Genomic DNA, 22,491 nt, shown 5'->3' with positions numbered 1-22,491 from the left:
GGCCGTGGCTCGTCGACGACGCCCGCACCGCGACGACCCCCGCGCCGAGCCGGCGGTGCGGTCAGGGTGCGCGGCGCTCGAGGAGGAGGATGTCGCGCCACCGTCCCGCGTGCGGTCCGTGCGTCATGAGCCCGATCCGCTCGCGCCGGCCGACCACCCGGAACCCGGCGGCCGCGTGCAGCGCGAGGCTCCCGGCGTTCTCGGGGAACACCCCGGACTGCACGGTCCAGATCCCGCCCGCGTCCGCCGACGCGAGGAACGCCCGCATCAGCGCGGTGCCGACGCCCTGCCCGCGAGCCCGCTCGCTGACGTACAGCGACAGCTCGACGACCCCGCGGTACACCGCGCGCGTGGACGTGGCCGTCGCGCCGGCCCAGCCCAGCACCTCGCCGTCCGCGACCGCGACCAGCCGGTGCTCGGGCAGCAGCTTCGCGTCGAGCTCGACCCACGTCGGGGTGCGGGACTCGAACGTCGCGTCCCCGGTCGCGATCCCCTCTCCGTAGATCCGCACGACGTCGACCCTGTGCTCGCCCCCCATCCCGACGACCACGACCCCGCCACCACCGACCCCGTCATCGCTCCGGCTGCGACCCTCCGGACCCGGAGCAACCGCGGTCTCGCGGCTTCCTGGATCCGCGACCCCGTCATCGCTCCGGGTCCGGGGCGGTGGAGCCGGAGGAAAGGCGGGGTCGGTGGTGAGCCACGAGAGGAGCGGGTCGGTGAGGATCTCGGCCAGGCGCGTGTAGCCCGTCGAGTCGGGGTGGTAGCCGTCGCCCGCGCGCACGGCGGCGCGCCACACCTCGTCGTGCTCGGTCGCGTCCAGGCAGCCGACGAACGGCACACCCAGCGCCGCGGACTCGTCGGACAGCACGTGCTCGCGCTCGCGCAGCCGGTCGACCTGCGCGTCGTCGTCGACGGCCGGTGGTCCGACGACGAGCAGCGCGACTCCCGGGACGGCGGCGCTGACCTCGGCGTGCAGGCGCCGGAGGGCCGCGCGGGTCTCGTCGGGCGTGGTCCGGGTGCGGCCGTCCTCGAGGACGGTGTCGTTCACGCCCACGGCGACGACGACGCGCGCGTCCTGCGCAGGGCGCAGGCGGGGGCCGCACTCGGCGGCGGCACGACGAGCGACGTCGACGGACGTGTCGCGCCGGATGCCCAGGCCGTACGCCGTGAGCTCGATGCCGTGCGCGGCTCCGTGCTCGGCTCCGGGCTCGTCGGCCCTCGTCGCCACGGCCGCGATCACGCGACCTACCCAGCCGAGCCCGGTCTCGTCGCCGACCCCGGCGACGTACGAGTCCCCGACGAAGCACACCCGCAGATCCCGCCGCTCCATCCGGCCACCCTAGGAGCAACTCGTCGCGGGGCCGTCGGAGGGTCGGGGGCCGGCACGGTGCGCAGACAAGTGGGAGGGCGGGGACGTCCGCGTGTCCCCGCCCTCCCGTGCCCTGCCGTGGGCTGACCTCGTCAGGTCACCCCGCTGCGCAGGACGCCGTCGGCGTCGTGCTGCTGCCGTTCTTGTAGAGCGTGATGCCGAAGCTGTTGCCGGCACCGTTCGGGCGGGCGGTGAGCGTCCCGCTCGAGCCGCTGACGCTCGCGTTCCACGAGTTCTGCAGGCTCTGCGAGCCGTTCAGGCGGATCGTCGTGACCCACGAGCTCGTGCCGCTCACGCTGAAGGTGACGTTGAAGCGGTCGCCCCACTCCTCGGCCTTCGTCACGGTCACGGTGCAGGAACCGGTGTTCCCGCCGCCCGTGTTGCCGCCACCCTGGTCGCCGCCGCCGGTGTTGCCACCACCACCGGTGTTGCCGCCGCCGGTCGCCGGGGCGACCGCACGGCCCGTGCTCGGCGAGATGGTGCCGGTGCACAGGTTGCGCGACTTGAGGTCCTGCAGGATGCCCGGCAGCGCCTGGACGGTCGCCGACGGCCAGTCGTGCATGAGGATGACCTGGCCGTTGGTGAGGCGGCCCGCGGCGCTACGGATGGTCGACGACGACGCGTTGTTCCAGTCGGTCGAGTCGACGTCCCAGATGATCTCCGTCAGGCCGAGCTGCTGCTCGATCTGCTTGAGCGTGCTGTTCGTCTCGCCGTACGGCGGGCGGAACAGGTTCGGCGTGACGCCGGCCGTCTGCTGGATCACCTGCTGGGTGCGGGACAGCTGCGACTGCACGTCGTTGTAGCCCATGTTGATCAGGTGCGGGTGGTCCCACGAGTGGTTGCCGATGGTGAAGCCCGCGTTCTTGTAGGCCTGCATGAGCGACGCGTTGTTCTGCGCGTTCTGGCCGGTGGGGAAGACGACCGCCGTGGCACCGTTGCCCGTGAGGGTGTTGATGATCTGGTTGGTCGTGCCCGAGTTCGGGCCGTCGTCGAACGTCAGCGCCACGTAGCCGGCCGAGCAGTTCCAGCCGTTGTTGGTGCCGCCGCCGGTGTTGCCACCGCCGCCCTGGTCGCCACCGCCGGTGTTACCGCCTCCGCCGGTGTTGCCGCCGCCTCCGGTGTTGCCGCCGGTGGCGGTGCAGCTCGCGGACGGCGTGTTCGTGTTGCCGCCCGAGTAGTACGTCACGCCGAACGAGTTGTTGCCGCTCGAGGTGAACGTGTTGCCGCTGCGCGTCGCGTTCCAGGAGTTCTGGATCGACTGGCCGGAGCCGGGGTTGACCGTCACGGTCCAGCTCGAGGCGCCGGAGACGGTGTAGGTGACGTTGAAGCGGTCGCTCCACGACTCGCCGCGGGTGGCCGTCACGGTGCAGCCGTTCGACGTGCCGCCGCCGGTGTTGCCACCGCCGCCGGTGTCACCGCCGCCGCCGGTGTTGCCACCGCCGCCGGAGCCCTCGCCGACCGTGATGTTCGACGAGCCCGAGGACTGGTAACCCTCGGTCGCCATGATCATGTAGTCGTGCGAGCCGAGGTTCATGCCCTTGGACGCCCAGGCGTCGAAGTGGTTGCCGGCGGTGATGGTGCCGCCCGTGCGCTTCTGCTGCCGCACCGACCAGTACTGGTAGAACGTCGACGTGCCCTCGATGGAGGGCTGGTTGACGCGCTGGGTGCGGTAGATGTCGTAGGTGCCGCCGTCGGAGTTGACGGTTCCCATGAACGTGCCGGTGGGGCGGTACGTGCCCCAGTTGTCGACGATGTAGTACTCGATCAGCGGGCCGCGGGTCCACCCGTAGAGGGTCAGGTAGGCGTTGCCCGAGGGGTTGAACTGACCGGAGTACGTCACGGCGCGCCGTGAGCCGGTCTGCCAGCCCTTGCCGGCGACGAAGTTGCCGGTGTTGCGCCACTGGGTCGCGTAGTTACCGCCGGAGCCGAGGTCCATCGAGATCGACCCGGGGGTGTCGGTCCAGAACGAGTAGAAGTACCCGTTGTTGGTGCCGGTCGAGTTCGACGTGACCGCTGCGGAGGCGGGGGTGGCCACGGCCAGGCCGGCAGCGGCCGTGGTGACGGCGGCCGCGAGGGCCACCCAGGCGCGCAGCGACCGCCGTGGCGATCGCCTGCGCATCGTGAAACTTTCGGACACGGTGCACTCCTTCGTGCGGATTCGTCCGGGCGTCTCCCACCCCGCACGGCGGTGGCGCCCGGGCGCGGTCGGTGTGACCGCGCTCCGGTCCCCGGCCCAGGCAGGAGTGCTGCCAGGCGCGATGGAAACCGTTATCGAACGAGTGTGGGCGGGCCCGTGGTGCGCGTGAACAGGTCCGTTGCACGGTGAAATGGTTAACGTCGTCCGGAACCGGTGTCATCGTCCGGAGTGCCGGGTGTCCCGTCGCGCCTGCCGATACTTGCGGGCTCGTCGGGCGGCCGGGTCCAGCGTGGGGTCCGACGACGGGCTCGTCCGACGACGGGCGCGTCCGACGACCGTCGTCGCGGGCGCTCGTCGGACCCGCGACCGGTGCTCGTCGGAGCCGACCTACGATGGCTGCCCGTGACGAACGACGTGATCGAGGTGAGCGCCGTCGTCCTGCGCTCGCCCACCGGCGAGGTGCTGACCGTGCGCAAGCGCGGGACGGCGCGCTTCATGCTCCCCGGCGGGAAGCCCGAGGCCGGGGAGACGCCCGCCCAGACGGCCGTGCGGGAGTGCGCCGAGGAGATCGGCGTCGAGCTCGAGCCCGACGCGCTGCGCGAGCTCGGCGTGTTCACCGACGCTGCCGCCAACGAGACCGACCGCCTGGTGCGCGGCACCGTCTACGTGCACCCCGCCGTCCCGGTCGTCGCGGCGGCGCGGGAGATCGCCGAGCTGCGCTGGCTCGACCCCGACGCCCGCCCGCTCCCGCCCGACCTCGCGCCGATGCTCGAGCACCAGGTGCTCCCCGCGCTGCGCCGCGAGCCGCGCGGCGCCGCCTGAATCGGTACGGCCGCGCGGAGGCTGGGCCGGTCGGACGGCCCGTGCTAGACAGGCGTCCGTGATCCTCGAGCACGTGGTCCTCGACGTCTTCCCCGGCATGCAGGACGAGTACGAGGCGGCCTTCGACGAGGCCCGCCAGATCGTCGCCGCCATGCCGGGCTTCCGCTCGCTGCGCCTCGAGCGGTGCCTGGAGGTGCCCACGCGCTACCTGCTGCTCATCGAGTGGGACACGCTCGAGGACCACACCGTCGGCTTCCGCGGGTCGGTCGAGTATCAGCGCTGGCGTGCGCTGACGCACCGGTTCTACGACCCGTTCCCCACGGTCGAGCACTACCGCACGGTCACCACCGCGGCCCCGGCCTCGTAGCGCAGCAGGTCGCCCGGCTGGCAGTCGAGCGCCTCGCACAGCGCCTCGAGCGTGCTGAACCGCACCGCCTTGGCGCGCCCGTTCTTGAGCACCGCGAGGTTCGCCGGCGTGATGCCCACGCGCTCCGCGAGCTCCCCGACGGACATCTTGCGCTGGGCGAGCAGCACGTCCACGTCGACGACGATCGGCATCAGATCACCTCGTCGAGCTCGGCGCGCAGCGCGGTGGCGGTCGAGTCGAGCGCGACCGCCTTGGCGAGCAGCAGGCGCAGCACGACGACGAGCAGCGCGAGCCCCGCGCAGCACACGCCGCCGATGCCGATCATGAGCACGATCCCCGGTGCGACCGCCTCGCCCGGTGCCAGCACGAAGCCGAGCGCGAACGCCAGCAGAGCGGCGACGGCCGCGCACCCGATGATGACGTCCACGTCCCGGAACGCCGTGCGGGAGAACACGGTGTCGCGGCGCACGAGCGTGAGCAGGCGCCACACGCAGACGAGCGCGACCTGCACCGCGAGCAGCCCGGCCGCGAGGATCCCGACGACCGCCCAGCGCAGGCCGGACAGGTCCGGCGCCTCGTCCCGGATGTCGGCCGCGATCGTCGGCAGGATCAGCACCTGCACGACGAGCAGGCCGGCGACGACCACCACGATCACGGCGCGCAACGCGCGCACGGTCCAGACGCCCATGGCTCCTCCTATCGACTAACGACACAAACCTATTGCTAGTCGATAGATCCGTCGACCCGCCCTCCGCCGACCGACGACCGGTCACCTCCCCGCCGTCAGCCCGTGCACGACGTGAGTTCGTGCGTCCCTCGCGGACTCGTGCGTTCCTCTGCACGACTTCGCGAGCAACGCACGAGCTCGCGATCGATGCGTTGGCGCGAGAACGCGGCGGCGGGGTCGGGGCGGTCGGGTGGCGGGGTGGGCCGGGCGCTGGTCGTGCGGGGGCGGGCCGGGCGCTGAGGGTGCTGGGCGGGTCGGCGTTCGTCGGACGGGTGTTTCGTCCCGGTCTTCCCCTCGCTGACACGTGTCATTACGCTCGGCGCGGGGCTGCACCGTCGCAGCCCGGACGCCGTCGGAGGGACCCGCGATGCCGCACCACCTGGACGCACGCCGCGACGAGACCACCCCCACCCCCGCACCCGACGCCACCCTGCCCGCCCACGACCCGGCCGCACCTCCGGCCGAGCCGGACGGGGCGCTCGGCCGCCGGTCCTTCCTCGCGCTGTCCGGGGCGGCGATCGCCGTGGCCGTCGGGGCGAGCAGCGCCGCCGCAGGCGGCCCGCGCCCCGGCCCCGGTCCGCACCCGGGCCCGCACCCGCACCCCGCCCCCGGCAGGCCCACGCCCGGCTCGTCGTCCCTGCGGTCCGCCGTCGCGTTCCTGCGCACCGCGTCCGACGCGTACCCGACCCTCAACACCGGCCCGCGCCTCGCGCAGTCCTACGCCGACGAGCTCGGCCTGTTCTCCACCGCGTTCGTCTACGACAACGCCCTCGCGATCCTCGCGCTCATCGCCGACGGCTCCCGCGCGAGCCTCACCACGGCCAAGGCGCTCGGCGACGGCCTCGTCCACGCGCAGGAGCACGACCCGGCGTTCGACGACGGCCGCCTGCGCCAGGGCTACAACGTCGGCCCGTACACGTTCTACGACGGCAACCCCCAGCCGTACGGCTTCGTCCTGCCCGACGGGACCGCGAACATCGGCTGGCAGTTCGGCTTCCTCGGCACGGCCGTCGGTGACATGGCGTGGCCCGGCCTCGCGCTCGCCCACCTCTACGGCGCGACGCACGACAAGCGGTACCGCGACGCCGCCGTGCGGATCGGGGAGTGGATCACGACGAACACGTGGTCGACGAAGCCGCTCGGCGGGTTCTCGTTCGGGGTCGACGGGGGCAACGCCCCCGTGCCCAACGGCTCCACGGAGCACAACGTCGACTGCGTCGCGTTCTTCACGATCCTGCGCACCGTCACCGGTGCGAAGAAGTGGACCAAGGCCGCCGAGCACGCGCGCGCGTTCGTCGAGCGCATGTGGTCGCGCGCCGACGGCTGGTTCTGGACCGGCACCAACGACGGCATCGAGATCAACCGCTCGCCGGTGCCCCTCGACCCCGCGACGTGGAGCTGGCTCGCGCTGCGCGAGCGCCGCTACTCCGGCGCGCTCGACTGGGCCGCCCGCGCGCTGGCCGTCACCGACCGCTCGTCGGCCGAGACCTCCCAGCTCCCCGACGGCCTGACTGTCTCCGGCGTCACGTTCTCCACCGCGAGCCTCACGTCGACCGCGCAGTACAACGGCATCACCGTGCACCCGCAGGGCGTGTGGCTCGAGGGCACCGCACAGCTCGCGACGTCGCTCGTCGACCGCGGCACGCACCGCGACCGCACGCGCGCCCGCGCGCTGCTCGACCAGGTGCGCCACGCGCAGGCCACGCTGGGCGGCGGGCAGCACCTCGGCGGTGCGGAGGTCACCGGGGGTGTGGTCGCGGCCTCGTCGCTGCTCGACACCGGGTTCGGCTTCGGGTACTTCCAGGTGCAGCACGTCGGCGCGACGTCCTGGTACGTGTTCGGTGCGACGGGGACCAACCCGATGCGCTGGGGCGGCCTGCGCTGACGCCCGGCGGTCGTGGTTCAGCCGGCGACGAGGGGGAGTCCGACGACGAGCGCGGCGGCCGCGACGAGCGTGCCCGCGACCGCGGTCAGCACCAGGCCGCGCTCCCGCAGGCGGCGGACCGCAATGGCCCCGAACAGGGCGAGGCCGGCTGCGCCGATCACGATCCAGTACGTCACGCCCGTGGTGTCCGCGACGCGCGTGAGGCCGGAGACGCCGTCGCCGACGAGCACGCCCGCGACCGCCGCCGTGCCGAGCGCGGCCGTGCGGCCCGTGGTGCGCAGCCACGACGCCGCGAGCCCGATGAACGGACCCGTGACCAGCCCGACCGCGCCCCACAGCACCGGGCTGTACGCGAGCCCGCGCAGCTGCGACGCCGCGGTGTAGCCGAGCACGAGCAGCACGAAGCTCGCCGCGCCCACGGCCGCCGCGCGCCACCCGCTCACGCGCGCCCCGACGACGAGCGCGACCGTGAGCACCGCCCACCCGCTCGCCGAGTTCGCGAACGGCGACGCCCAGTCCGGCAGGAACCCCTGCGCCCACGACGTCAGGCCGCCGAGCACGAGGCTCGCGGCGAGCACCCCGCCGACGCGCAGCACCTCGCCGCGCGTCGCTGTCCTGCGCGCCCGCTGCGGGCGCACGTCCGTCGTCGCGGTCGGGGCGATGGTCATGGCGGCGGTGTTCACGCGCTCGACGCTAACGACCGCCCGGCGGCGGCGGCGTCCACCCACCGGCGGGCCGCTGCCGTCGGCCTCTCCGCCCCCAGGACCACGCCGCGACGCCGGGGTCTGACGTCCCGCCGCTCGCAGCGCACCGGTCCGGCGCGGATGCCGGGGGTTCGCGTGGCTTCGGGCGGTCGGTACGTTCGGGGCGTGGACGAGACGGCGGGGGACGGCGCGGCGCTGACGTGGCACCGCGAGGGCGGCGCGGGCGAGCCCGCCGTGGTGCTGCCCGGCGGGCCGTGCCGCGGGGTCGAGTACCTGGAGGACCTCGCGGGCCTCGCCGACGACCGCCCGCTCGTCGTGCTGCACCCCCGAGGTGCCCCGACGACTCGCGCCGCGTCGCGCGGTTGGTGGCTGGACGCCGACGACGTCGTGGCCCTCGCCGACCGCCTGGGGCTCGACGCGGTCGACGTCGTCGCGCACTCCGCCGGGACGCGGCTCGCGCTCGCGCTGCTGGCCCGCCACCCTGCGCGGGTGCGGTCGCTGCTGCTGGTCACGCCGTCCGCGGCGTGGCTGACCGGCACCCCGCACGACGGCGACGAGCTGCTGCTCGCGCGCGACGACCCGGACGCCACCGCCGCGCTCGACGCCCTGCTCGCGCCGCCGCCCGCCGACCAGGCCGAGCTCCTGCGGCAGCGCGAGCTGGTCGCCGCGGGCTCCTACGCGCGGTGGACCGACCGCGAGCGGCGCCACGCCCCGGTGGGGGAGCAGACGCTCGCCGCCGTGAATGCCTGGTCGCAGGGGGTGCCCGACGACGCCGCGGCGCAGGTGCTCGCCGCGCCCCGCCGGCCCGCGCTCGTCGTCGCCGGTGCCGAGGACGCGCTGTCCGGCCGCGCGCCGGTCGCGGCCTACGCCGCCGCGCTGTCCGCGTCGCTCACCTGGATCCCGGACTGCGGCCACTACCCGTGGGTCGAGCAGCCCGAGACGTTCCGCTCCATCGCCGCCGACTGGCTCCGCCGCCCGGCGTCGGACGCCGGCTCGTCGTGAGGCGGTGGGCTCGAGGCCGGCGCGCCGGCGAGGCCTGGTCGTGGCTTCGCTGTGAAGTCGCGAGTTCCTCGCTGAGTCGCGCAGACAACCGCGCGACTCAGCGACAAACGCACGACTCCACGAGAAACGCACGACTTCGCGCCGGGCACGGGGTTGGCCGCGTCAGTCGCCGGTGGCGCGGAGGGTGGCGATCGTGGTGCGGATCTCCGCCATCGCGAGGTCCGGGTCCTCGGACGCGCCGATCAGGGCGGACACCGCATGGGCCGCCGCGCGGCCGTCGTGCGGGTCGGCGGCTCGGCGGATCGCCTCGACCGCGGCGATGTCGACGCTCAGTGGGATGTGCGGCGGCGCGTCGTCGCCCGACCGCATCGAGTCGAAGAGCTCGACGCCGAGCGCGACCTCGTCGTCGGCTCCCTCCTGGGCCGGGAAGATCGCGTGCGCCGTGTCCCAGTCGTGCCAGACCGGCGGCAGCGTGCCGCCGCGCGCCACGACGTCGAGCGCGTCGACGACCACCGGCAGGTCCGCGCCGCCCGCCCGCTCCGCGAGGGTGCGCGTGGCGCGCACGGCCAGGGCGCGCAGCACGCGCGGGCTGAGGCCGGTCAGCTCGTCGAGCAGGTCGCGGTCGTAGAACGTGAGCTCGACGCAGCCCTGCGCCCACTCGCGCAGCCTGTCGTTCGGCGGGCGGTCGCCCCACATCGCGTGCTCGGGCGCGGGGTCGTCGTCGGTCAGCACCTCCGTGAGCGTCCAGGACAGGTCCGCAGCGGCCACCATGTCCACGTCGTCGGGCTCCTCGTCGGGCCACTCGTCGGGGATGACCTGCCACGACGACTCGCTGTCGGGCGGGACGAAGCCGGTGCCGTCGTCGCTCTCGCTCCACCCGGCCGCGCGCAGCTGTGCGACGTCGACCGCCGGGGTCTGCGCCGCGACGCCGTGCCAGGAGGCCGCCTGCTCGCTGGTCTGCCGCAGCACCTCGTCGGACGCCGGGTCCTGTGGCCACAGCTGCAGGAGGTACCGGTCGGGCGCGCTCTCGCCCGGGGCCGGCGTGTCCAGCTCATGGCCGGCGTCCATGCCGGCCGCGCACCACCGCGCCCGGTAGTCGCCCGCGGGGATCGTTCCGACCGGCTCGCTCGTGTCGAACGCCTTCACCGCGTACTCGTCGGCCGTGAGGGTCACCGAGACCTCGACGACGTCCTCCCACTCGTCGGCCACGCCCGGACGCTCGTCGTGCCGCTCGACCCGGACCGGGACCTCGCCCGTGTGCAGGCCCGTCTGCATCCGTACCGCGTGCGGGACCCCCGCGCCGCAGATCCCGTTGGCCTGCCCGCCGATCGACTCGAGCATGAACCCGAGCGACCCGACCGCCCAGTCCGCCGGCTCCAGCGCGAGGAAGCCGTAGTGCACGTGCACCCCGCCGTCGAACAGGACCTCCACGTCACGCTCCGTCCGCGCAGAGTCGGGTGATGGCCGCGCGGACCTCGGCGGCCGCCACCGCCGGGTCGTCCGCGCGGGACAGCAGGCAGAAGACCGCGTGGGCCGCGGCGCGGCCGTCCTGCTCGGTGGCGGCACCGCGGATCGCCTCGATCGCCGCGACGTCGATCGCCATCGGGATGTGCTGAGGTCGCTCATCGCCGATGAAGCCGGCCACGAAGGACACCACCTCGCCCTCGGCGGTCTCGTCGTCCTCCTCGTCCGTGGCGAAGATCCGCTCCGCGGACTCCCAGTCCTGCCAGACCTCCGGCAGCGTGCCGCCCCGCGCCACGACGTCGAGCGCCTCGACCACCGGCGGGCGGTCCATGCCACCGGCCTCCTCGGCGAGCGTCCGCGTGGCCTGCACCGCGAGCGCGCGCAGGACTCCGGGGCTCAGGTCCGTGAGCTCGTCGAGCAGGTCACGGTCGAGCTGGGCGAGCAGGAGCGTCTGGTCGCCCCACTCCCGCAGCGTCGGGTTCGGCGGGCGGTCGCCCCGCATCCTCTCGTTCATGAGAGCCACGCGCTGCGCGACCTCCTCCTCCGTGAGCTCGCGATCCTCGAGCAGGTCGTCGGCGTCGACTCCCCAGCCCTGCTCGCGCAGCTCGTCGAGGTCGGGCGGCGAAGTCTCTGCGGCGACGCCCGCCCAGTACGCCGCCAGCTCGCTGCCCTGGCGCACGACGACCTCCGCGCCCGGCGGGTGCGGCCACAGCTGCAGGAGGTAGCGGTCCGGCGCCTCGTCCCGTCCCGTGTTGTCCTGGTCGCGTCCCGCGTCCATGCCGGCCGCGCACCACCGGGCGCGGTACTCGCCGGGTGCGATCGTGGGGAGCCAGTCGGTGCTCTCGAATGCCGTGATCGCGTAGTCCGCGTCGATGACCGTGAGCGAGACCTCGACGACGTCCTCCCACTCGTCGGCGAGGTCCGGGCGCTCGTCGTACCGCTCGACGCGCAGGGGCACATGGCCCGTGTGGAGACCCGTCCGCATGAGGAGCGCGCACGGGACCCGCGCGCCGCAGATCCCGTTGGCTTGCCCGCCCATCGACATGAACCCGGTGCCGACCAGGCCGTACGGCGACTCCGGTGCCTCGAGTGCGAGGAAGGGGTAGTCCACGTGCACGCTGCCGTCGAACAGGACCTCCACGTCCGCCCCCTCCGCCGCGCACCCTCGTCGCGGCCGCGGCAGCGATGCTGCCAGAACCGTGCGGTGGACGGGGACCAAACGGGCGACGGGATCAGGCCGGTGCGACCGTGCGGCGCATGACGCAGTGGTTCTTGCCCTTCGGGCGGTCGTAGGTGAAGCCCGCGCGCTCGAACAGCGACCGCGTCCCGTTGTAGAGGAACGACGCCGACGTCCGCTGACCCGCCGTGTCCTGCGGGTACGACTCGACCACACCCCCACCCGCGGCCGCGATCAGGTCGAGCGCGCCCTGCAGCACCACCGCCGACGTGCCCTTGCGGCGATAGCGGCGGTCCACGAAGAAGCACGTGATCCGCCAGTCCGGCAGGTCGACCAGGGCCTTCTCGTAGTCCTTGCGGTGCTGGATCTCCGGCAGCTCGTCGGGCGTGCCGTACTGGCACCACGCCACGGCCTCGTCGCCGTCGACGACGAGCGCCGCGTGCGCCCGGCCCTCGCGCACCAACCGCTCCTTGAGCAGCCGGTTGCCCTCCGCGGAGACCCGCTTCTCGTCGCAGTTCGGATGGAAGTACACGCACCAGCACCCGCCCCACACGCCGTTGTGCCGCTCCGCGAGACCCTCGAACAGATCCCACGTGCTCGCGTCCAACGCCCGCACCGTCAGCTCACCGGTCAACGCCCCCACAGCGACCACCTCCCTCGGGCGAAGCGTGGCACCGACCACCGACAGCCGCTCCGGTTGCGGCGTCCGATTCGCCGGGTGAGGGTGGTCAAGCCGGTCGCGTTCGACGAGGAGCGGGCCGGTGCCCGACGACGGGCGGTCCCCCCGCCGCCCGCGCCGGGGCCGCCCCTCGACCAACACCGCCCTCGACCGGCACCACCGGGCGCCGACCAGGAGGACCGATGACCACGACGCCATCCCCCGCCCGCCCGCACTCCGCCCTCACCGACCTGCTCGCGCACCGCACGCTCGCGGTCGCCGCCGTGCTCGTCGGAGCCGTCGCGGGCGTGCTCACCGCGCTCGCGGCCACCACCGTCTGACTCCCGGCCCCTCACACAGCAGCGCCCGGCGCGCACGACCTGCGGGTTCGTGCGCGCCGGGCGCTGTTCTTCCCTGTGGCATCGGCTGCCCAGCACCGGCCCCGGAAGGGGGAAAGGGGAACGGGTCGGTGCTGGGCGCCGCTTCAGCGCGAGGAGGTGAGCTCGCGCACGTCGTCGGGAACGGCCCAGCCCGTCGCCTCCAGCGGCGAACGGCCGGGAACCATCCGCTGCGCCATCGACGGGACACGGACGGCCGGCGGAGTCGCGGGGGCGATGCCGAGCATCACGGCGAGCGACAGCTCACCGGTGTTCACCATGTGCTCCTGCGTGCCGGACATCGCGTCATCCTCTCGACCTGGCCGGGTGCGTCCTCGCTCCCTCTGCGATCCATGATGCGAAGCCCCGTGGGCGAGGTGGAGTGATCTGCGCGCGATGGTCCACGAGATGGTCCACCTCGGTGCGCAAGGGACGTTCGGCCTGTGTCGTGCGGATCGTCCGACGTCGGTCGTCGTCGCGGCGCGGGGGTACGACGAGGGTGCGCGGGCCTCGTCGGGCGGCGCGCGGTGCTCCGTCAGCGGTGCGCGGGCCTGCCCGGGGCGGGCTCGTCGGGAGCGGCCCAACCCGTCGCCTCCAGCGGCGAGCGGCCCGGGACCAGGCGCTGCGACAGCGACGGCAGGTGGATCGCCGGAGGGGTGGCGTGGGCGACGCCGAGAGCGACCGCGAGGGACCCCGCGCCGGACTGCGTGTCGGCTGCGTCGGTGCGCTCGCGGGGGCTGAACATCTGCTGACTCCTCGGCCGTCCAGGGACGCCGGGTGCTGAGCGGCGTCGCTCTGCTTGTCTCATCGTCAGGAGCACCGGGGCGGTTGAGGGATACGACGTGTGACATCGGCCGCCCGTCTTTGGTGCGCCCGGTGTTATCCACAGGCGTGAGACGGCGGGTGATGCGCCATGTCCGATATGGATAGGTTCGGCGCCATGCGTTTCTCGAAGCTCGTCGCGGTCGCCTCGCTGACCGGAGCCCTCGTGCTCGTCGCGGGCTGCGACAACAGCACCCCGACCGTCGACCCGACGACACCAGCCCCGGCCACTTCTGCCAGCCAAGCTCCCGAGCCATCACCAACGCCGACGGCACGTGCAACGCCCGATGTCGACGAGTTCGATGCGACGGTTCCGCCCGCTCGTCCTGAGGCCCTCGACGGGCCGCCCTCGGAAGAGACCGCCAAGGACGCCGCGACCTACTTCATGTTGCTGTCCCCCTACGTGTTCGCGACCGGCGACTTCGAGGAGTGGAAGGCACTGAGTGGGAAGTCGTGCAACTACTGCGCGGCGACCGTCGAGTACGTCGAGGAAGACAGAGCCGCAGGCAAGCGACGGACGGGCAGCCGCCTCGAGATCAGGTCGGCCCAGGCCGTTCCCACGTTCGAGGTCGACGACCAGTTCATCGTCGGCATCACGATGAAGGAGCACGAGGGCCAGGTGCTCCGCGCTGACGGCACGGTGGAGGAAGTCGTCGACTACGTGCTCGACATGCGCGTGGAGCTGCTGGCCACGTGGACAGGGAGCGGTTGGTCGATCGACGGGGTGGACGTCAAGTGGTCAGAAAAGGAGTAAGGGCGGCCGCGGCAGTTGCGCTGGCAATTGTTGCGATTGCGGCCGCGGGGACCCCGACGGCGCTGGCCGACGCCCCTGCGTGGGTCGGCTTGATCGGTCACAAGGACCGCATGGCGGCAGGCGCCTTCAGGGCAGAGCACGATCGTCGCCTGGATGCCTCCCGGGGGTACTACGAGTACGAGCGCACAGCTCAGTGCAAGGTGCCTAGACCCGAAGAAACCCCGTGCCCGCCGCCGATCCCGCCGAGGGACACGGTGTGCGAGGACGGGCCGCCCGTCCCGCCGCTGTGGCGACGCCTGCGCAGCGACACGACCGGCACGTGGCACCTGCGTTGGGAATGGTCGTGCCCTGAAGACCTGCAGCCACCGTTCACCGGTGCGGACCTGCGCGAGCTCAAGATCAAGGCGGTCGAGGTCCAGCACCAGCCAGTCGACGGGCCGATGCTGATCAGCAAGCCTGTCATCGTCTACGCCGAGCCTTCGGCCCAGGAGTTCCGCGTCCGGCTCATGGATTTCTACGACGTGGACGTCGTCGTGACGCCGCGTGAGTACACGTGGGAGTTCGGCGACGGCACAGCTCTGACGACCGCCGAGCCTGGACGCCCCTACCCGGCTTTCGACCTGACTCACGAATACGAGCAGCTCGGAACGGCCAGGATCACGCTCACGACGACATGGTCGGCCAAGTACCAGGTGGACACCGACCCACTGAGGAAGTGGCGCGATGCCGCGGGTACCGTCTTCACCGTTGACGAGGGCGAAGAGTTCGAGGTGATCGAGCTGCGGTCGACGCTGGTCGACTGAGCGGGGGACGAGGTGCATCGCTCCTCAGTTCACCAGCGGGCCGTTCCGTGCGCGTCGTCTGCCGGCTCGTCGAGGTTGTCGCGAAGCGCTACGGACGCGAGCGTGTCGGCGTCGGCGTGCCGGTTGCTGACGCGCACGGCGGCCCAGAAATCCTGCTCGTCCGCCGCGTCCAGCGCATGCTCCAGTGCGACAGCCAGCGTCGTGTTGCTCGCGCGAGCACGCTGCGCCAGGCGGTCGTACAGAGGGCGCGGCACCCTGATGGTGGTCAGAGACGACATACGGCGAGTGTGGTGTCAACGACGGGTTGGGATTGACCCCCTGTCGTCGGATTGGGATTGACCCCCTGGCGGGTTCGTCCTGGTCTACTTGTCGCGGTCCGTGGCGAGGAGCTCGCGGCGGGCGCGGGTGCGGTAGGACTCTCCGGCCAGGGTGAGGACCTCGGCGTGGTGGACGAGTCGGTCGATCATCGCGGCGGCGACGACTTCGTCGCCGAAGACCTCGCCCCAGCGCCCGAACGGCAGGTTCGAGGTGACCAGGATCGAGCCGGTCTCGTAGCGGGAGGCGACGAGCTGGAAGAACAGGTTCGCGGCGTCGGTGTCGAACGGGATGCAGCCGACCTCGTCGATGATGATCAGCTTGTAGCGGCGGATCTTCTTCAGCTCGGCTTCCAGGGCGCCGGCGTGGTGAGCGCGCGCCAGGCGGTCGACCCAGTTCGTCGCGGTGTCGAACAGCACCGAGCTGCCGGCCTGGGCGGCCTTGATGCCCAGCCCGATGGCCAGATGCGTCTTGCCCAGCCCGGGCGGTCCGAGCAGGATCACGTTCTCGCACTTGGGCACGAACGTCGCCGTGGCCAGGTGCGCCAGCACGTCCTTGCGCAAGGACGGCAGGTGCTCGAGGTTGAAGTCCTCCAGGGTCTTGACCTGCGGCAAGTGCGCGGTGCGGATCCGCATCATGGTCCCGGCGGACTCCCGGTCGGCGACCTGACGTTCGAGGACCGCGGCGAGGTACTCCTCGTGCGACCAGTTCGCCTCCCGTGCCTGGTCGGCCAGGGTGTCCCAGGTCCGCCCGATCGTCGGGGTCTTGAGCACCCTGGTCAGGTAGGCGAGCTTGGAGGCCAGCTGGTCCGGTGCCGGTCCGGACTTCGTGGTGGTGGTCATCTACGTCCCTTCAGCGGTGACCGCCGCGGTCGCGGCCTCGCTGGAGGGTGGGCCGTCAGCCAATGTGTGATGGCTACGTCTTCCTGCACGAGCGCATTCAGCGGGTGGTTGCAGAGCGGGCCAGTACAGTCGACGACCGCGACCTCGACGTGGAGATACGGGAGGCGCTCACACTGGGGGACGACCCCCATAATCTGCTGGTCTATACGCTTGAAGACCTCGTTGCCGCGTCATCCCGACTCGTGCATCGGCTCGAGCGAGATGCGGCGGAGAGGGCATCCCGACGCTCGGGCGTGATGTCGACGTTGCTGCGTCACAAGGAGTGCGTCGATGTGCTCGACGAGCTCCTCGTTGAGAGGGACTCGCTCATCGCAGCGGTGCGGCGCTGCCAGGCGTACTGCTGCAACGACGTCACAGTTGGCGAGTACGGCGAGCTCTTCGTTCACACGCGCCGACTTCTCGACGCCCTGCGACCGCGGATCGCATCGCACCATCGGTGGCCCCCGACCTACTTCGAGGGCATGTGCTCCTCCTGTGGCCGGTTGGTGCACCACGACGAATGTCCGGATTTCGGCGATGGGGAAGAACTGGAGGAACGGTCCGAGCACAAGATCCGGTCGCATCGCCATTGCGCCGAGATCGCTGACGAGCTCCTCCTCCAGATCGAGCGTCAGTACGCGCACATCGACTCGATTGCGGCTTGCGCGGTGCGCTGGTCTCGTCACGAGTACCGAGAGGGTCAGGTCGTCGACCCCCGCAAGGTTCTGGAGATCCTCGCCGCCGAACAACCCTGCGCGGACGTCCCACGTACGACAGTCACGGCTGCGGTCAGCGCCCCGGTGGGTCCCGTCGACTACTGCCAGGACCCCGACTACCACGCGTATCCGCACGCTGCGTGCCGCTGGCTCGTCTCATGAGAGGAGGAGTCGCTCGGGCGAGCGGCGTCAGGATCAGTCGTGGTCCCACCAGCGCAGTACGCGCAGCGCCCGCAGCGTCACCCAGCGGCTCGGGAAGCCCTCGCCCTCCTGCTCCATCTCGAACAGCGTCGGCCCCTCGTGGCAGTTCTCGTACGGGAACAGTCCGTAGTCGCCGCGCTTGGAGCGGAGCAGCTCGACGGCCTCGGTGAGCCGCTCGTCGCGCCGGTCGGCGAGGCGGAAGTGGTCCAGCCCGCGCAGCACGTCGTAGTACCAGCGCACGGGATAGGAGAGCATCGTGAACCGCGGGTCGACGATCTCGCCGGTGGTGACCCGCCGCAGCAGCCCGCGCGCGAGCAGGTACTCCTCCCCGGCGTCCCGGGCAGCGCGCGACGCCGAGGTCCCACCGGTCGCCGTCTCGAACTCCAGCAGCCCTTCGACGGCGCAGATGGTGGAGTGGAACGACGACACGGCCTCGGAATTCTCGGCCCAGCAGTTCCACCCGCCGTCGGGCAGCTGCCGTTCGAGCAGCTTGTCGACGATCTGGTCGACGGACTCCCCGAAGTACGCCCCGACGGCCAGCGCGGTCCCGTTGATGCACGGCTCGACCTCGCCCTCGAAGTAGGGCGATCCGTCGTAGTCCCATCGCGCGTTCTCCCGCACCCGACTGATGGCGAGCTGGGCGGCGGGGGACGCGGGGTCCAGCCCGTACTCGCGCAGCGACTGCAGCGTGAAATGGGTCGAGGTCCACGCGTCGAAGAACGGCCGCGACTCGTCGGCCCACCCGGGCCGGTACGTCCCGCCGTCCCACAACCCGTCCTCACCCTGCAGCGCGAGCAGCTTCGCCCCCCAGCCCTCGGTCGCGACGAGCGCACGCGCGGCAGCGACCTCGTCGGGCGGAGCGTCGACGAGGTCCCGCAGGACCTGCCAGCGGATCGCAGGGTCTCCCGAGAGCAGGTACTCGACCATCGCGTCCATGCCCCGCGACGCTAGACCCGGCCACCGACACCCGTCATGCCCGGATCGTCACGTAACGTTCCGCGCATGACGACTGGCGGGCGCGCCCTGGTGCTGGGCGGCACGAAGTTCCTGGGTGTCCACCTGGTCGAGGCGTTGCTGCGCGAGGGCTGGGACGTCACGACGTTCACGCGCGGCCGCACGAACCCGCATCTGTTCCCGCAGGTCACGCGCCTGCACGGCGACCGCGACGACGACGTCTCCGCGCTCACGGCCGGCGAGTGGGACGTCGTCTACGACCTCTCGGCGTACCACCCGGCCCAGATCCACCGGACCGCGGACGCCCTCCAGGACCGCACGGACCACTACGTCCTCGTCTCGACGATCTCGGTCTACGCGGACGTCGCCGAGCCCGGCGTCGACGAGGACGCACCGCTCGCGGCGCTCGACGGCCCGGTCCCGGAGACGTTCGAGCCCGAGCTCTACGGTCCGCTCAAGGCGCTGTGCGAGCAGGCGGTCGCAGAGCGGTTCGCGAGCCACACGATCGTGCGCCCGTCGATCATCGCCGGCCCGCACGACCCGACCGACCGGTTCACCGCGTGGGTCGTGCGCATGAGCGAGCCGGGCCCGCACGTGACTCCGCCGCTGGACGCACCGGTGCAGTGGGTCGACGCGCGCGACCTCGCCGACTGGCTCGTCCGCCTCGGCGCGGACCGCACGCCCGGCACGTTCAACGCCGCCACGCCCGCGGTCCCGTTCGAGGTGCTGCTGCGCACGATCGCCGACGAGGCGGGGGTCGCGTTCGAGCCCGTCGTCCTGTCCGACGAGCAGCGCGCGGCAGAGGGCGTGCGCGCGTGGGCCGACCTGCCCCTGTGGCTCGACGACCCGACGATGCGCGGCCTGCTCGACGTCGACATCACCCGCGCGACCGCGGCGGGGCTCCATGCCCGACCGCTGTCCGAGACCGTCCGGGACACCCTCGCGTGGGTCCGCACGCGCGGTTCCGACGAGCGCCGTCCCGACGAGCAGCCGCCCGACGACCTGCGCGCGGGCCTGACCCGCACCCGCGACGCCGAGCTCGCGGCTCGCTACGACGGGTGATTCCCGACCGACGCCGGTCGGACGAGCTGTGCGGCGCGTCGGCGCCGCTCGAGCACGACGCGCGCACAACCGTCGACGAAGGCGCCGGCCCCCACCGCGACGACGGCAAGCGTGGTGAGTGCGGCCACTCCCACGCTGAGCCACGAGCGCACCACGAGTCCGCCGATGGTGGTGACGACGAGCGTCGGGGCGAACACGACGACGAGAAGGGCGCCCAGGATGAACGACAGTGCGGGCGCCCCTCGACCCATGTCCCACTCGAATCCCGCCCACCTCACGGACTCGAGGTCGCGCGAGCTCATCCGAGGTGACGTCGCGAGCTGATCGGGCGAGGAGGGCGGCACTGCAGCGCGCGGGTCGTCCGGCGCCCACCGGCGCCGCTCCACGATGATCCGGCAGAAGTGCGCGTTGACCACCATGAGCGCGGCGCCTGTGAACACGAGGCACGCAAGCGTCGCGGCTCGAAGGCGCGTCGACGACGAGTGCGCCTGCAGTGCCGTGAGCGCGGGGAGGAGGCCGAGGGCGAAGTAGACCGCGGCGATCACCAGCTGGGCCGCCGGCCCGCCGGGGCCGCCCCACGGGATGCCGGCCCACCGGATCCGGTCGTGAGCGAGCGTCGGCCGGGTGTGAGGTGTCCACCCGGCGCCGTCCCACCAGCGCTCGGTCTTGGGCTCGGCCGGGTACCAGCCCGAGGGCGGTGGTGGCGGCGCAGTGAAGCCGCGACCGTCCCACCACGAGGGCGTGCCGGTGGCTGGATGCGGGTACCACCCTGCTGGACTCACGTGATTCATGCGCCGCGCAGTCCCAGGCCGGTCAGGGGCGCGGTGGCCAGGCGGCGCGCTGTCGCTGCTCGATCACGCGGCAGAAGTGCGCGTTGATGAAGAGCGCCGCGGCCCCGACGAGCAGGACCAGCGCGATCGCCACCATGAACAGCGCGCGCCACAGCTCGTCCTCCATGAGGGCGAACAGCAGCGGGGGCAGGGAGATCAGCACGAACAGTGCGCCGAACCCGGTGGACAGCGCACTGCCGCCGTGGCCGCCCCACGCGACGCCGGCCCACGTGATCCGCTCGAGCTGGATCGTCTCGGTGGGCCGTCCCGTCGCAGGGCCTGCCGCCGGACCGGCCGGCGCCGCAGGCACCGGCGGCGTGGAGGGGCGCACGTGGTCCGTCCAGCGGAACCCGTCCCACCAGCGCTCGAACCCGGGGCGGTCGGCGGGGTACCAGCCGGCGGGTGGCGGCGGGGGCGGGGGTGCGCTCGGGCCGCTCATGTCGCGAAGGCCGACTTGGGCCAGGACAGGGCGGGGGTGGTCTTGAGGCGCTCGGCGTTCGCGGAGTTGTGCGCGGACGCACCGGTGAACGCAGAGACGAGGCTGTAGATGCCGACGATGATGCTGAGCACCGCGACGACGAGCCCGATGACGGCACCCACTCCGAGCGTCTCGACCGCGGTGAGGATCGCCAGGACGAGCCCGGCGACGCACAGCAGGTACGAGATGAACGCGATCTTGAGCTCGTCGAAGAACTCCTCGATGTCGTTCGCCAGGGCGTTGAGCGCGTCCCGCAGCCCGCGTGCGACGTCGTCGATCGAGCCGACCGCCGTCTTCTGCTCGGTGATCGCCGTGTCGTAGCTGTCGGACGCCACGGAGTCCCAGCCCGAGCGGTCGTCGGCCTTGAGGCTGGCGGGGATGAGGTCGGCGTCGAGCGACGCGGCGCGCGCGATGACGTCGGTGTCGAGGCGACCCGCGGCGCTCCGCAGCAGGCTCGGGCGTCCCACGGACCGTGCGAGCGCGCGGAACAGGGCGAGCGCGTCGTAGATGACCTCGGCGCACTCGCGCACGGCCTCCATGATGAGCCGTTGCAGGAGGGCCTTGGCGGGCTCGGGCAACGGGAGCCCGACGGGCCAGCCGACGCGCACGGCGTCGAGTGCGCGGTCGATCAGCGCGGGGGCGGCCGCGACGTTGGCCCGGACCATCTTCTCGAGGCCGTCGCAGCCGGTGACGATGAAGTCGGCGACCTGCTCGGCACTAGGACCCAGCACGGGCAGCTCCTCGGGGGTTCGCGCTCGTCGAGCGGGGCGTCGGGTGGTCGGGCGTCGGGCTCATCGGGTGCGGAACGACTCGACGATGGCGGCCTCGGCGTCCTCGTACAGGTCGGACACGGCGGTGAGCGTGTTCGCCACGCCGTCGAACACGGTCGCGCCCGTGGCGATCTGGTCCGCGAGGCTGGCGGCGATCGACGCGTAGGCGCTGCGCACCTGGTCGGCGCCGGGCAGCATCGAGAAGGCGAGGAAGTCGAGCTCGCCGCCCACGGTCGGCACGGCGCTGCCGATGTCGTTCAGCCGGTCCTGCCAGCCGCGCCACGTGGACGCGTCGGTGCGCAGCGCCTCGGTGTCGACGGAGAACTCGTCGGCCATGTCACGCCCTCCCCGGGGTGGTGGAGGCGGTGACCGCCTCGTTGACGGTGGCGAGCACCTCCGCGGCAACGCCCGCGCGGGACGTGCTCGCGAGCCAGGTGTGGTCGCACCGCACGCGCCGGACGACTCCGGCCTGCGCGCTCACCTCGACGGTGTTCCGCGCGTTGCGGTGCGCCGCGGGCTCGGTGCTCGGGTCCAGTCCGCCGAGGACCTGGTCGAGGATCCGCCCGAGGTCGAGGTCGCCCCCGCGGGCGGCGGCCCGGAAGGTCGCCTGCGTCTTGGCCACGTCGGGGGCGGGTCGGCGGCGGGTGGCGTCGGTGATCGCCAGGCCGATCTCGTGCTCGAGCTCGTCGGCGGGCAGGTCCTGCTGGATCGTGAGCTCGACGAGCAGCCCGTCGGCGTCCATCTCGGCGTGCACGGCGTGCGGGAGCTGGGGTGGCACGATGGCGTCGATCTGGCTCTGGAGGTCGCGCAGCCGCGCGAGCGACGCCTCGGCGCGCCGGGAGAAGGCCTCGAGCCCGGCGACGATGTCGGGCGTGGGGCCGCCGGCGGGTGTGCTCATCAGGCGCACCTCTCGATGACGGCGTCCTCGGTCTCCTGGTAGGACAGCGACGCCTGGTACAGCAGGTCGCCGATGACCGTCAGGTCCGCGATCGCGAGCGACATGTCGGAGTCCCACGAGCGGTACCTGGCCTGGAACGCGTCGGCCGCGTCGCCGGTCCAGGCGGCCTCGAGGACCTTCATGTCCGCACCGAGCGCGTCGAGCGATGCCTCGAGGTTCTTGACCGACGTCCGGATGTCCGTCACCGCGTCCTCGAGGTCGTCGGGGTCGACCGTGAGCTGGATCATGCGTGGCAGCGTAGCGGCGGACCGCCCG

The 22,491-nt window shown here is 72.5% G+C and carries 28 protein-coding genes; 9 read left to right on the top strand and 19 right to left on the bottom strand.

Annotation, left to right across the window (positions count from 1 at the left end):
• Window positions 1-61 precede the first annotated feature (61 nt).
• Window positions 62-1,333 carry a GNAT family N-acetyltransferase gene (locus tag F1D97_RS17450; RefSeq protein ID WP_317618930.1) on the bottom strand — a complete coding sequence of 424 codons (1,272 nt, stop codon included), beginning with the start codon at window positions 1,331-1,333 and terminating at the stop codon, window positions 62-64.
• 136 nt (window positions 1,334-1,469) lie between these two features.
• Window positions 1,470-3,491, bottom strand: coding sequence for a glycoside hydrolase family 11 protein (locus F1D97_RS17445; protein WP_317618929.1), 2,022 nt, complete (start codon window positions 3,489-3,491; stop codon window positions 1,470-1,472).
• 420 nt (window positions 3,492-3,911) lie between these two features.
• On the opposite strand from F1D97_RS17445, the gene F1D97_RS02270 reads away from it, so the two are divergent.
• Both F1D97_RS02270 and F1D97_RS02265 read left to right on the top strand, forming a co-directional pair.
• Window positions 3,912-4,331, top strand: a complete 420-nt coding sequence (locus F1D97_RS02270; RefSeq protein ID WP_236122124.1) for an NUDIX hydrolase — start codon at window positions 3,912-3,914, stop codon at window positions 4,329-4,331.
• Window positions 4,332-4,389: 58 nt separating this feature from the next.
• Complete coding sequence (locus F1D97_RS02265) at window positions 4,390-4,698, top strand: antibiotic biosynthesis monooxygenase family protein (RefSeq protein ID WP_236122123.1); 309 nt, start codon at window positions 4,390-4,392, stop codon at window positions 4,696-4,698.
• Here F1D97_RS02265 and F1D97_RS02260 read toward each other — a convergent pair.
• Complete coding sequence (locus F1D97_RS02260; protein ID WP_236122122.1) at window positions 4,662-4,889, bottom strand: helix-turn-helix domain-containing protein; 228 nt, start codon at window positions 4,887-4,889, stop codon at window positions 4,662-4,664. The genes F1D97_RS02265 and F1D97_RS02260 overlap by 37 nt on opposite strands.
• Window positions 4,889-5,386 carry a DUF2975 domain-containing protein gene (locus tag F1D97_RS02255; protein ID WP_236122121.1) on the bottom strand — a complete coding sequence of 166 codons (498 nt, stop codon included), beginning with the start codon at window positions 5,384-5,386 and terminating at the stop codon, window positions 4,889-4,891. Before F1D97_RS02255 ends, F1D97_RS02260 begins: the two co-directional genes overlap by 1 nt.
• Window positions 5,387-5,792: 406 nt before the next feature.
• Between F1D97_RS02255 and F1D97_RS02250 the strand changes: the two genes are divergently transcribed.
• Window positions 5,793-7,310, top strand: a complete 1,518-nt coding sequence (locus F1D97_RS02250) for a glycoside hydrolase family 88 protein (RefSeq protein ID WP_236122120.1) — start codon at window positions 5,793-5,795, stop codon at window positions 7,308-7,310.
• A 17-nt stretch (window positions 7,311-7,327) separates the two neighbouring features.
• On the opposite strand, the gene F1D97_RS02245 is transcribed toward F1D97_RS02250, so the two are convergent.
• On the bottom strand, window positions 7,328-7,993 hold the full coding sequence (locus F1D97_RS02245) for a DUF6518 family protein (RefSeq protein ID WP_236122119.1): 666 nt from the start codon (window positions 7,991-7,993) through the stop codon (window positions 7,328-7,330).
• A gap of 186 nt (window positions 7,994-8,179) precedes the next feature.
• On the opposite strand from F1D97_RS02245, the gene F1D97_RS02240 reads away from it, so the two are divergent.
• Complete coding sequence (locus tag F1D97_RS02240; protein WP_236122118.1) at window positions 8,180-9,016, top strand: alpha/beta fold hydrolase; 837 nt, start codon at window positions 8,180-8,182, stop codon at window positions 9,014-9,016.
• A 162-nt stretch (window positions 9,017-9,178) separates the two neighbouring features.
• Here the strand turns inward: F1D97_RS02240 and F1D97_RS02235 are convergent, their stop codons facing one another.
• The 3 genes from F1D97_RS02235 to F1D97_RS02225 all read right to left on the bottom strand — a co-directional run bounded on the left by F1D97_RS02235 (window position 9,179) and on the right by F1D97_RS02225 (window position 12,300).
• Window positions 9,179-10,447, bottom strand: a complete 1,269-nt coding sequence (locus F1D97_RS02235) for a hypothetical protein (protein WP_236122117.1) — start codon at window positions 10,445-10,447, stop codon at window positions 9,179-9,181.
• A 1-nt stretch (window position 10,448) separates the two neighbouring features.
• Window positions 10,449-11,621, bottom strand: coding sequence for a hypothetical protein (locus F1D97_RS02230; RefSeq protein WP_236122116.1), 1,173 nt, complete (start codon window positions 11,619-11,621; stop codon window positions 10,449-10,451).
• Window positions 11,622-11,712: 91 nt separating this feature from the next.
• Complete coding sequence (locus F1D97_RS02225; protein WP_236122115.1) at window positions 11,713-12,300, bottom strand: GNAT family N-acetyltransferase; 588 nt, start codon at window positions 12,298-12,300, stop codon at window positions 11,713-11,715.
• A 218-nt stretch (window positions 12,301-12,518) separates the two neighbouring features.
• On the opposite strand from F1D97_RS02225, the gene F1D97_RS02220 reads away from it, so the two are divergent.
• A complete protein-coding gene (locus tag F1D97_RS02220) occupies window positions 12,519-12,656 on the top strand; it encodes a hypothetical protein (protein WP_236122114.1) in 138 nt (45 codons plus the stop codon).
• Between the two features lie 143 nt (window positions 12,657-12,799).
• Here F1D97_RS02220 and F1D97_RS02215 read toward each other — a convergent pair whose 3' ends face one another.
• Both F1D97_RS02215 and F1D97_RS02210 read right to left on the bottom strand, forming a co-directional pair.
• Window positions 12,800-12,994 carry a hypothetical protein gene (locus tag F1D97_RS02215; RefSeq protein ID WP_236122113.1) on the bottom strand — a complete coding sequence of 65 codons (195 nt, stop codon included), beginning with the start codon at window positions 12,992-12,994 and terminating at the stop codon, window positions 12,800-12,802.
• 233 nt (window positions 12,995-13,227) lie between these two features.
• Window positions 13,228-13,437: a hypothetical protein gene (locus F1D97_RS02210; RefSeq protein ID WP_236122112.1), complete on the bottom strand. Its 210-nt coding sequence runs from the start codon at window positions 13,435-13,437 to the stop codon at window positions 13,228-13,230.
• Between the two features lie 195 nt (window positions 13,438-13,632).
• Here F1D97_RS02210 and F1D97_RS02205 point away from each other — a divergent pair, with 195 nt between their 5' ends.
• Together F1D97_RS02205 and F1D97_RS02200 are read left to right on the top strand one after the other, a co-directional pair.
• Window positions 13,633-14,268 (top strand): DUF6318 family protein, encoded by a 636-nt coding sequence (locus tag F1D97_RS02205; RefSeq protein WP_236122111.1) that lies wholly within the window; start codon window positions 13,633-13,635, stop codon window positions 14,266-14,268.
• Window positions 14,269-14,378: 110 nt separating this feature from the next.
• Entirely contained in the window at window positions 14,379-15,071 is a 693-nt protein-coding gene (locus F1D97_RS02200) for a PKD domain-containing protein (RefSeq protein WP_236122110.1), read from the top strand.
• A 29-nt stretch (window positions 15,072-15,100) separates the two neighbouring features.
• Here the strand turns inward: F1D97_RS02200 and F1D97_RS02195 are convergent, their stop codons facing one another.
• Both F1D97_RS02195 and istB read right to left on the bottom strand, forming a co-directional pair.
• Window positions 15,101-15,349, bottom strand: a complete 249-nt coding sequence (locus F1D97_RS02195) for a hypothetical protein (RefSeq protein WP_236122109.1) — start codon at window positions 15,347-15,349, stop codon at window positions 15,101-15,103.
• An 84-nt stretch (window positions 15,350-15,433) separates the two neighbouring features.
• Window positions 15,434-16,228 carry an IS21-like element helper ATPase IstB gene (gene istB, locus F1D97_RS02190; protein ID WP_236122108.1) on the bottom strand — a complete coding sequence of 265 codons (795 nt, stop codon included), beginning with the start codon at window positions 16,226-16,228 and terminating at the stop codon, window positions 15,434-15,436.
• 62 nt (window positions 16,229-16,290) lie between these two features.
• Between istB and F1D97_RS02185 the strand changes: the two genes are divergently transcribed.
• The gene (locus tag F1D97_RS02185) at window positions 16,291-17,145 is read left to right on the top strand and encodes a hypothetical protein (protein WP_236122107.1); all 855 of its coding nucleotides are present in this window, start codon (window positions 16,291-16,293) and stop codon (window positions 17,143-17,145) included.
• A 33-nt stretch (window positions 17,146-17,178) separates the two neighbouring features.
• Here the strand turns inward: F1D97_RS02185 and F1D97_RS02180 are convergent, their stop codons facing one another.
• Window positions 17,179-18,120, bottom strand: coding sequence for a prenyltransferase/squalene oxidase repeat-containing protein (locus tag F1D97_RS02180; protein WP_236122106.1), 942 nt, complete (start codon window positions 18,118-18,120; stop codon window positions 17,179-17,181).
• Window positions 18,121-18,186: 66 nt separating this feature from the next.
• Between F1D97_RS02180 and F1D97_RS02175 the strand changes: the two genes are divergently transcribed.
• Window positions 18,187-19,200, top strand: a complete 1,014-nt coding sequence (locus F1D97_RS02175) for an NAD-dependent epimerase/dehydratase family protein (protein WP_236122105.1) — start codon at window positions 18,187-18,189, stop codon at window positions 19,198-19,200.
• On the opposite strand, the gene F1D97_RS02170 is transcribed toward F1D97_RS02175, so the two are convergent.
• From F1D97_RS02170 to F1D97_RS02145, 6 genes are read right to left on the bottom strand one after another with little or no spacing between them, the layout of a single operon-like run.
• Window positions 19,188-19,982 (bottom strand): DUF2510 domain-containing protein, encoded by a 795-nt coding sequence (locus F1D97_RS02170; protein WP_236122104.1) that lies wholly within the window; start codon window positions 19,980-19,982, stop codon window positions 19,188-19,190. The two genes, F1D97_RS02175 and F1D97_RS02170, sit on opposite strands and share 13 nt — an antisense overlap.
• Before the next feature lie 31 nt (window positions 19,983-20,013).
• Window positions 20,014-20,469 carry a DUF2510 domain-containing protein gene (locus tag F1D97_RS02165; protein ID WP_236122103.1) on the bottom strand — a complete coding sequence of 152 codons (456 nt, stop codon included), beginning with the start codon at window positions 20,467-20,469 and terminating at the stop codon, window positions 20,014-20,016.
• Window positions 20,466-21,239 carry a hypothetical protein gene (locus F1D97_RS02160; protein ID WP_236122102.1) on the bottom strand — a complete coding sequence of 258 codons (774 nt, stop codon included), beginning with the start codon at window positions 21,237-21,239 and terminating at the stop codon, window positions 20,466-20,468. The genes F1D97_RS02165 and F1D97_RS02160 overlap by 4 nt, the downstream gene beginning before the upstream one ends.
• Before the next feature lie 60 nt (window positions 21,240-21,299).
• Window positions 21,300-21,614, bottom strand: a complete 315-nt coding sequence (locus F1D97_RS02155; protein WP_236122101.1) for a hypothetical protein — start codon at window positions 21,612-21,614, stop codon at window positions 21,300-21,302.
• Between the two features lies 1 nt (window position 21,615).
• The gene (locus F1D97_RS02150) at window positions 21,616-22,176 is read right to left on the bottom strand and encodes a hypothetical protein (protein ID WP_236122100.1); all 561 of its coding nucleotides are present in this window, start codon (window positions 22,174-22,176) and stop codon (window positions 21,616-21,618) included.
• Window positions 22,176-22,463: a WXG100 family type VII secretion target gene (locus F1D97_RS02145; RefSeq protein ID WP_236122099.1), complete on the bottom strand. Its 288-nt coding sequence runs from the start codon at window positions 22,461-22,463 to the stop codon at window positions 22,176-22,178. The genes F1D97_RS02150 and F1D97_RS02145 overlap by 1 nt, the downstream gene beginning before the upstream one ends.
• Window positions 22,464-22,491 lie beyond the last annotated feature (28 nt).

Source organism: Cellulomonas palmilytica (assembly GCF_021590045.1).
Taxonomy (GTDB): domain Bacteria; phylum Actinomycetota; class Actinomycetes; order Actinomycetales; family Cellulomonadaceae; genus Cellulomonas; species Cellulomonas palmilytica.
The sequence above is the reverse complement of the archived record's forward strand: the minus strand, read 5'-3'. Positions and strand labels throughout refer to the sequence as shown.

Excerpts from the sequence above, each read along its gene's own strand:
- F1D97_RS17450 (WP_317618930.1), bottom strand. The coding sequence starts at position 1,333 with ATGGAGCGGCGGGATCTGCGGGTGTGCTTCGTCGGGGACTCGTACGTC.
- F1D97_RS17445 (WP_317618929.1), bottom strand. The coding sequence starts at position 3,491 with ATGCGCAGGCGATCGCCACGGCGGTCGCTGCGCGCCTGGGTGGCCCTC.
- F1D97_RS02260 (WP_236122122.1), bottom strand. The coding sequence starts at position 4,889 with ATGCCGATCGTCGTCGACGTGGACGTGCTGCTCGCCCAGCGCAAGATG.
- F1D97_RS02255 (WP_236122121.1), bottom strand. The coding sequence starts at position 5,386 with ATGGGCGTCTGGACCGTGCGCGCGTTGCGCGCCGTGATCGTGGTGGTC.
- F1D97_RS02250 (WP_236122120.1), top strand. The coding sequence starts at position 5,793 with ATGCCGCACCACCTGGACGCACGCCGCGACGAGACCACCCCCACCCCC.
- F1D97_RS02220 (WP_236122114.1), top strand. The coding sequence starts at position 12,519 with ATGACCACGACGCCATCCCCCGCCCGCCCGCACTCCGCCCTCACCGAC.
- F1D97_RS02215 (WP_236122113.1), bottom strand. The coding sequence starts at position 12,994 with ATGTCCGGCACGCAGGAGCACATGGTGAACACCGGTGAGCTGTCGCTC.
- F1D97_RS02210 (WP_236122112.1), bottom strand. The coding sequence starts at position 13,437 with ATGTTCAGCCCCCGCGAGCGCACCGACGCAGCCGACACGCAGTCCGGC.
- F1D97_RS02205 (WP_236122111.1), top strand. The coding sequence starts at position 13,633 with ATGCGTTTCTCGAAGCTCGTCGCGGTCGCCTCGCTGACCGGAGCCCTC.
- F1D97_RS02200 (WP_236122110.1), top strand. The coding sequence starts at position 14,379 with ATGGCGGCAGGCGCCTTCAGGGCAGAGCACGATCGTCGCCTGGATGCC.
- F1D97_RS02195 (WP_236122109.1), bottom strand. The coding sequence starts at position 15,349 with ATGTCGTCTCTGACCACCATCAGGGTGCCGCGCCCTCTGTACGACCGC.
- istB (WP_236122108.1), bottom strand. The coding sequence starts at position 16,228 with ATGACCACCACCACGAAGTCCGGACCGGCACCGGACCAGCTGGCCTCC.
- F1D97_RS02185 (WP_236122107.1), top strand. The coding sequence starts at position 16,291 with ATGTGTGATGGCTACGTCTTCCTGCACGAGCGCATTCAGCGGGTGGTT.
- F1D97_RS02180 (WP_236122106.1), bottom strand. The coding sequence starts at position 18,120 with ATGGACGCGATGGTCGAGTACCTGCTCTCGGGAGACCCTGCGATCCGC.
- F1D97_RS02175 (WP_236122105.1), top strand. The coding sequence starts at position 18,187 with ATGACGACTGGCGGGCGCGCCCTGGTGCTGGGCGGCACGAAGTTCCTG.
- F1D97_RS02165 (WP_236122103.1), bottom strand. The coding sequence starts at position 20,469 with ATGAGCGGCCCGAGCGCACCCCCGCCCCCGCCGCCACCCGCCGGCTGG.
- F1D97_RS02155 (WP_236122101.1), bottom strand. The coding sequence starts at position 21,614 with ATGGCCGACGAGTTCTCCGTCGACACCGAGGCGCTGCGCACCGACGCG.
- F1D97_RS02150 (WP_236122100.1), bottom strand. The coding sequence starts at position 22,176 with ATGAGCACACCCGCCGGCGGCCCCACGCCCGACATCGTCGCCGGGCTC.
- F1D97_RS02145 (WP_236122099.1), bottom strand. The coding sequence starts at position 22,463 with ATGATCCAGCTCACGGTCGACCCCGACGACCTCGAGGACGCGGTGACG.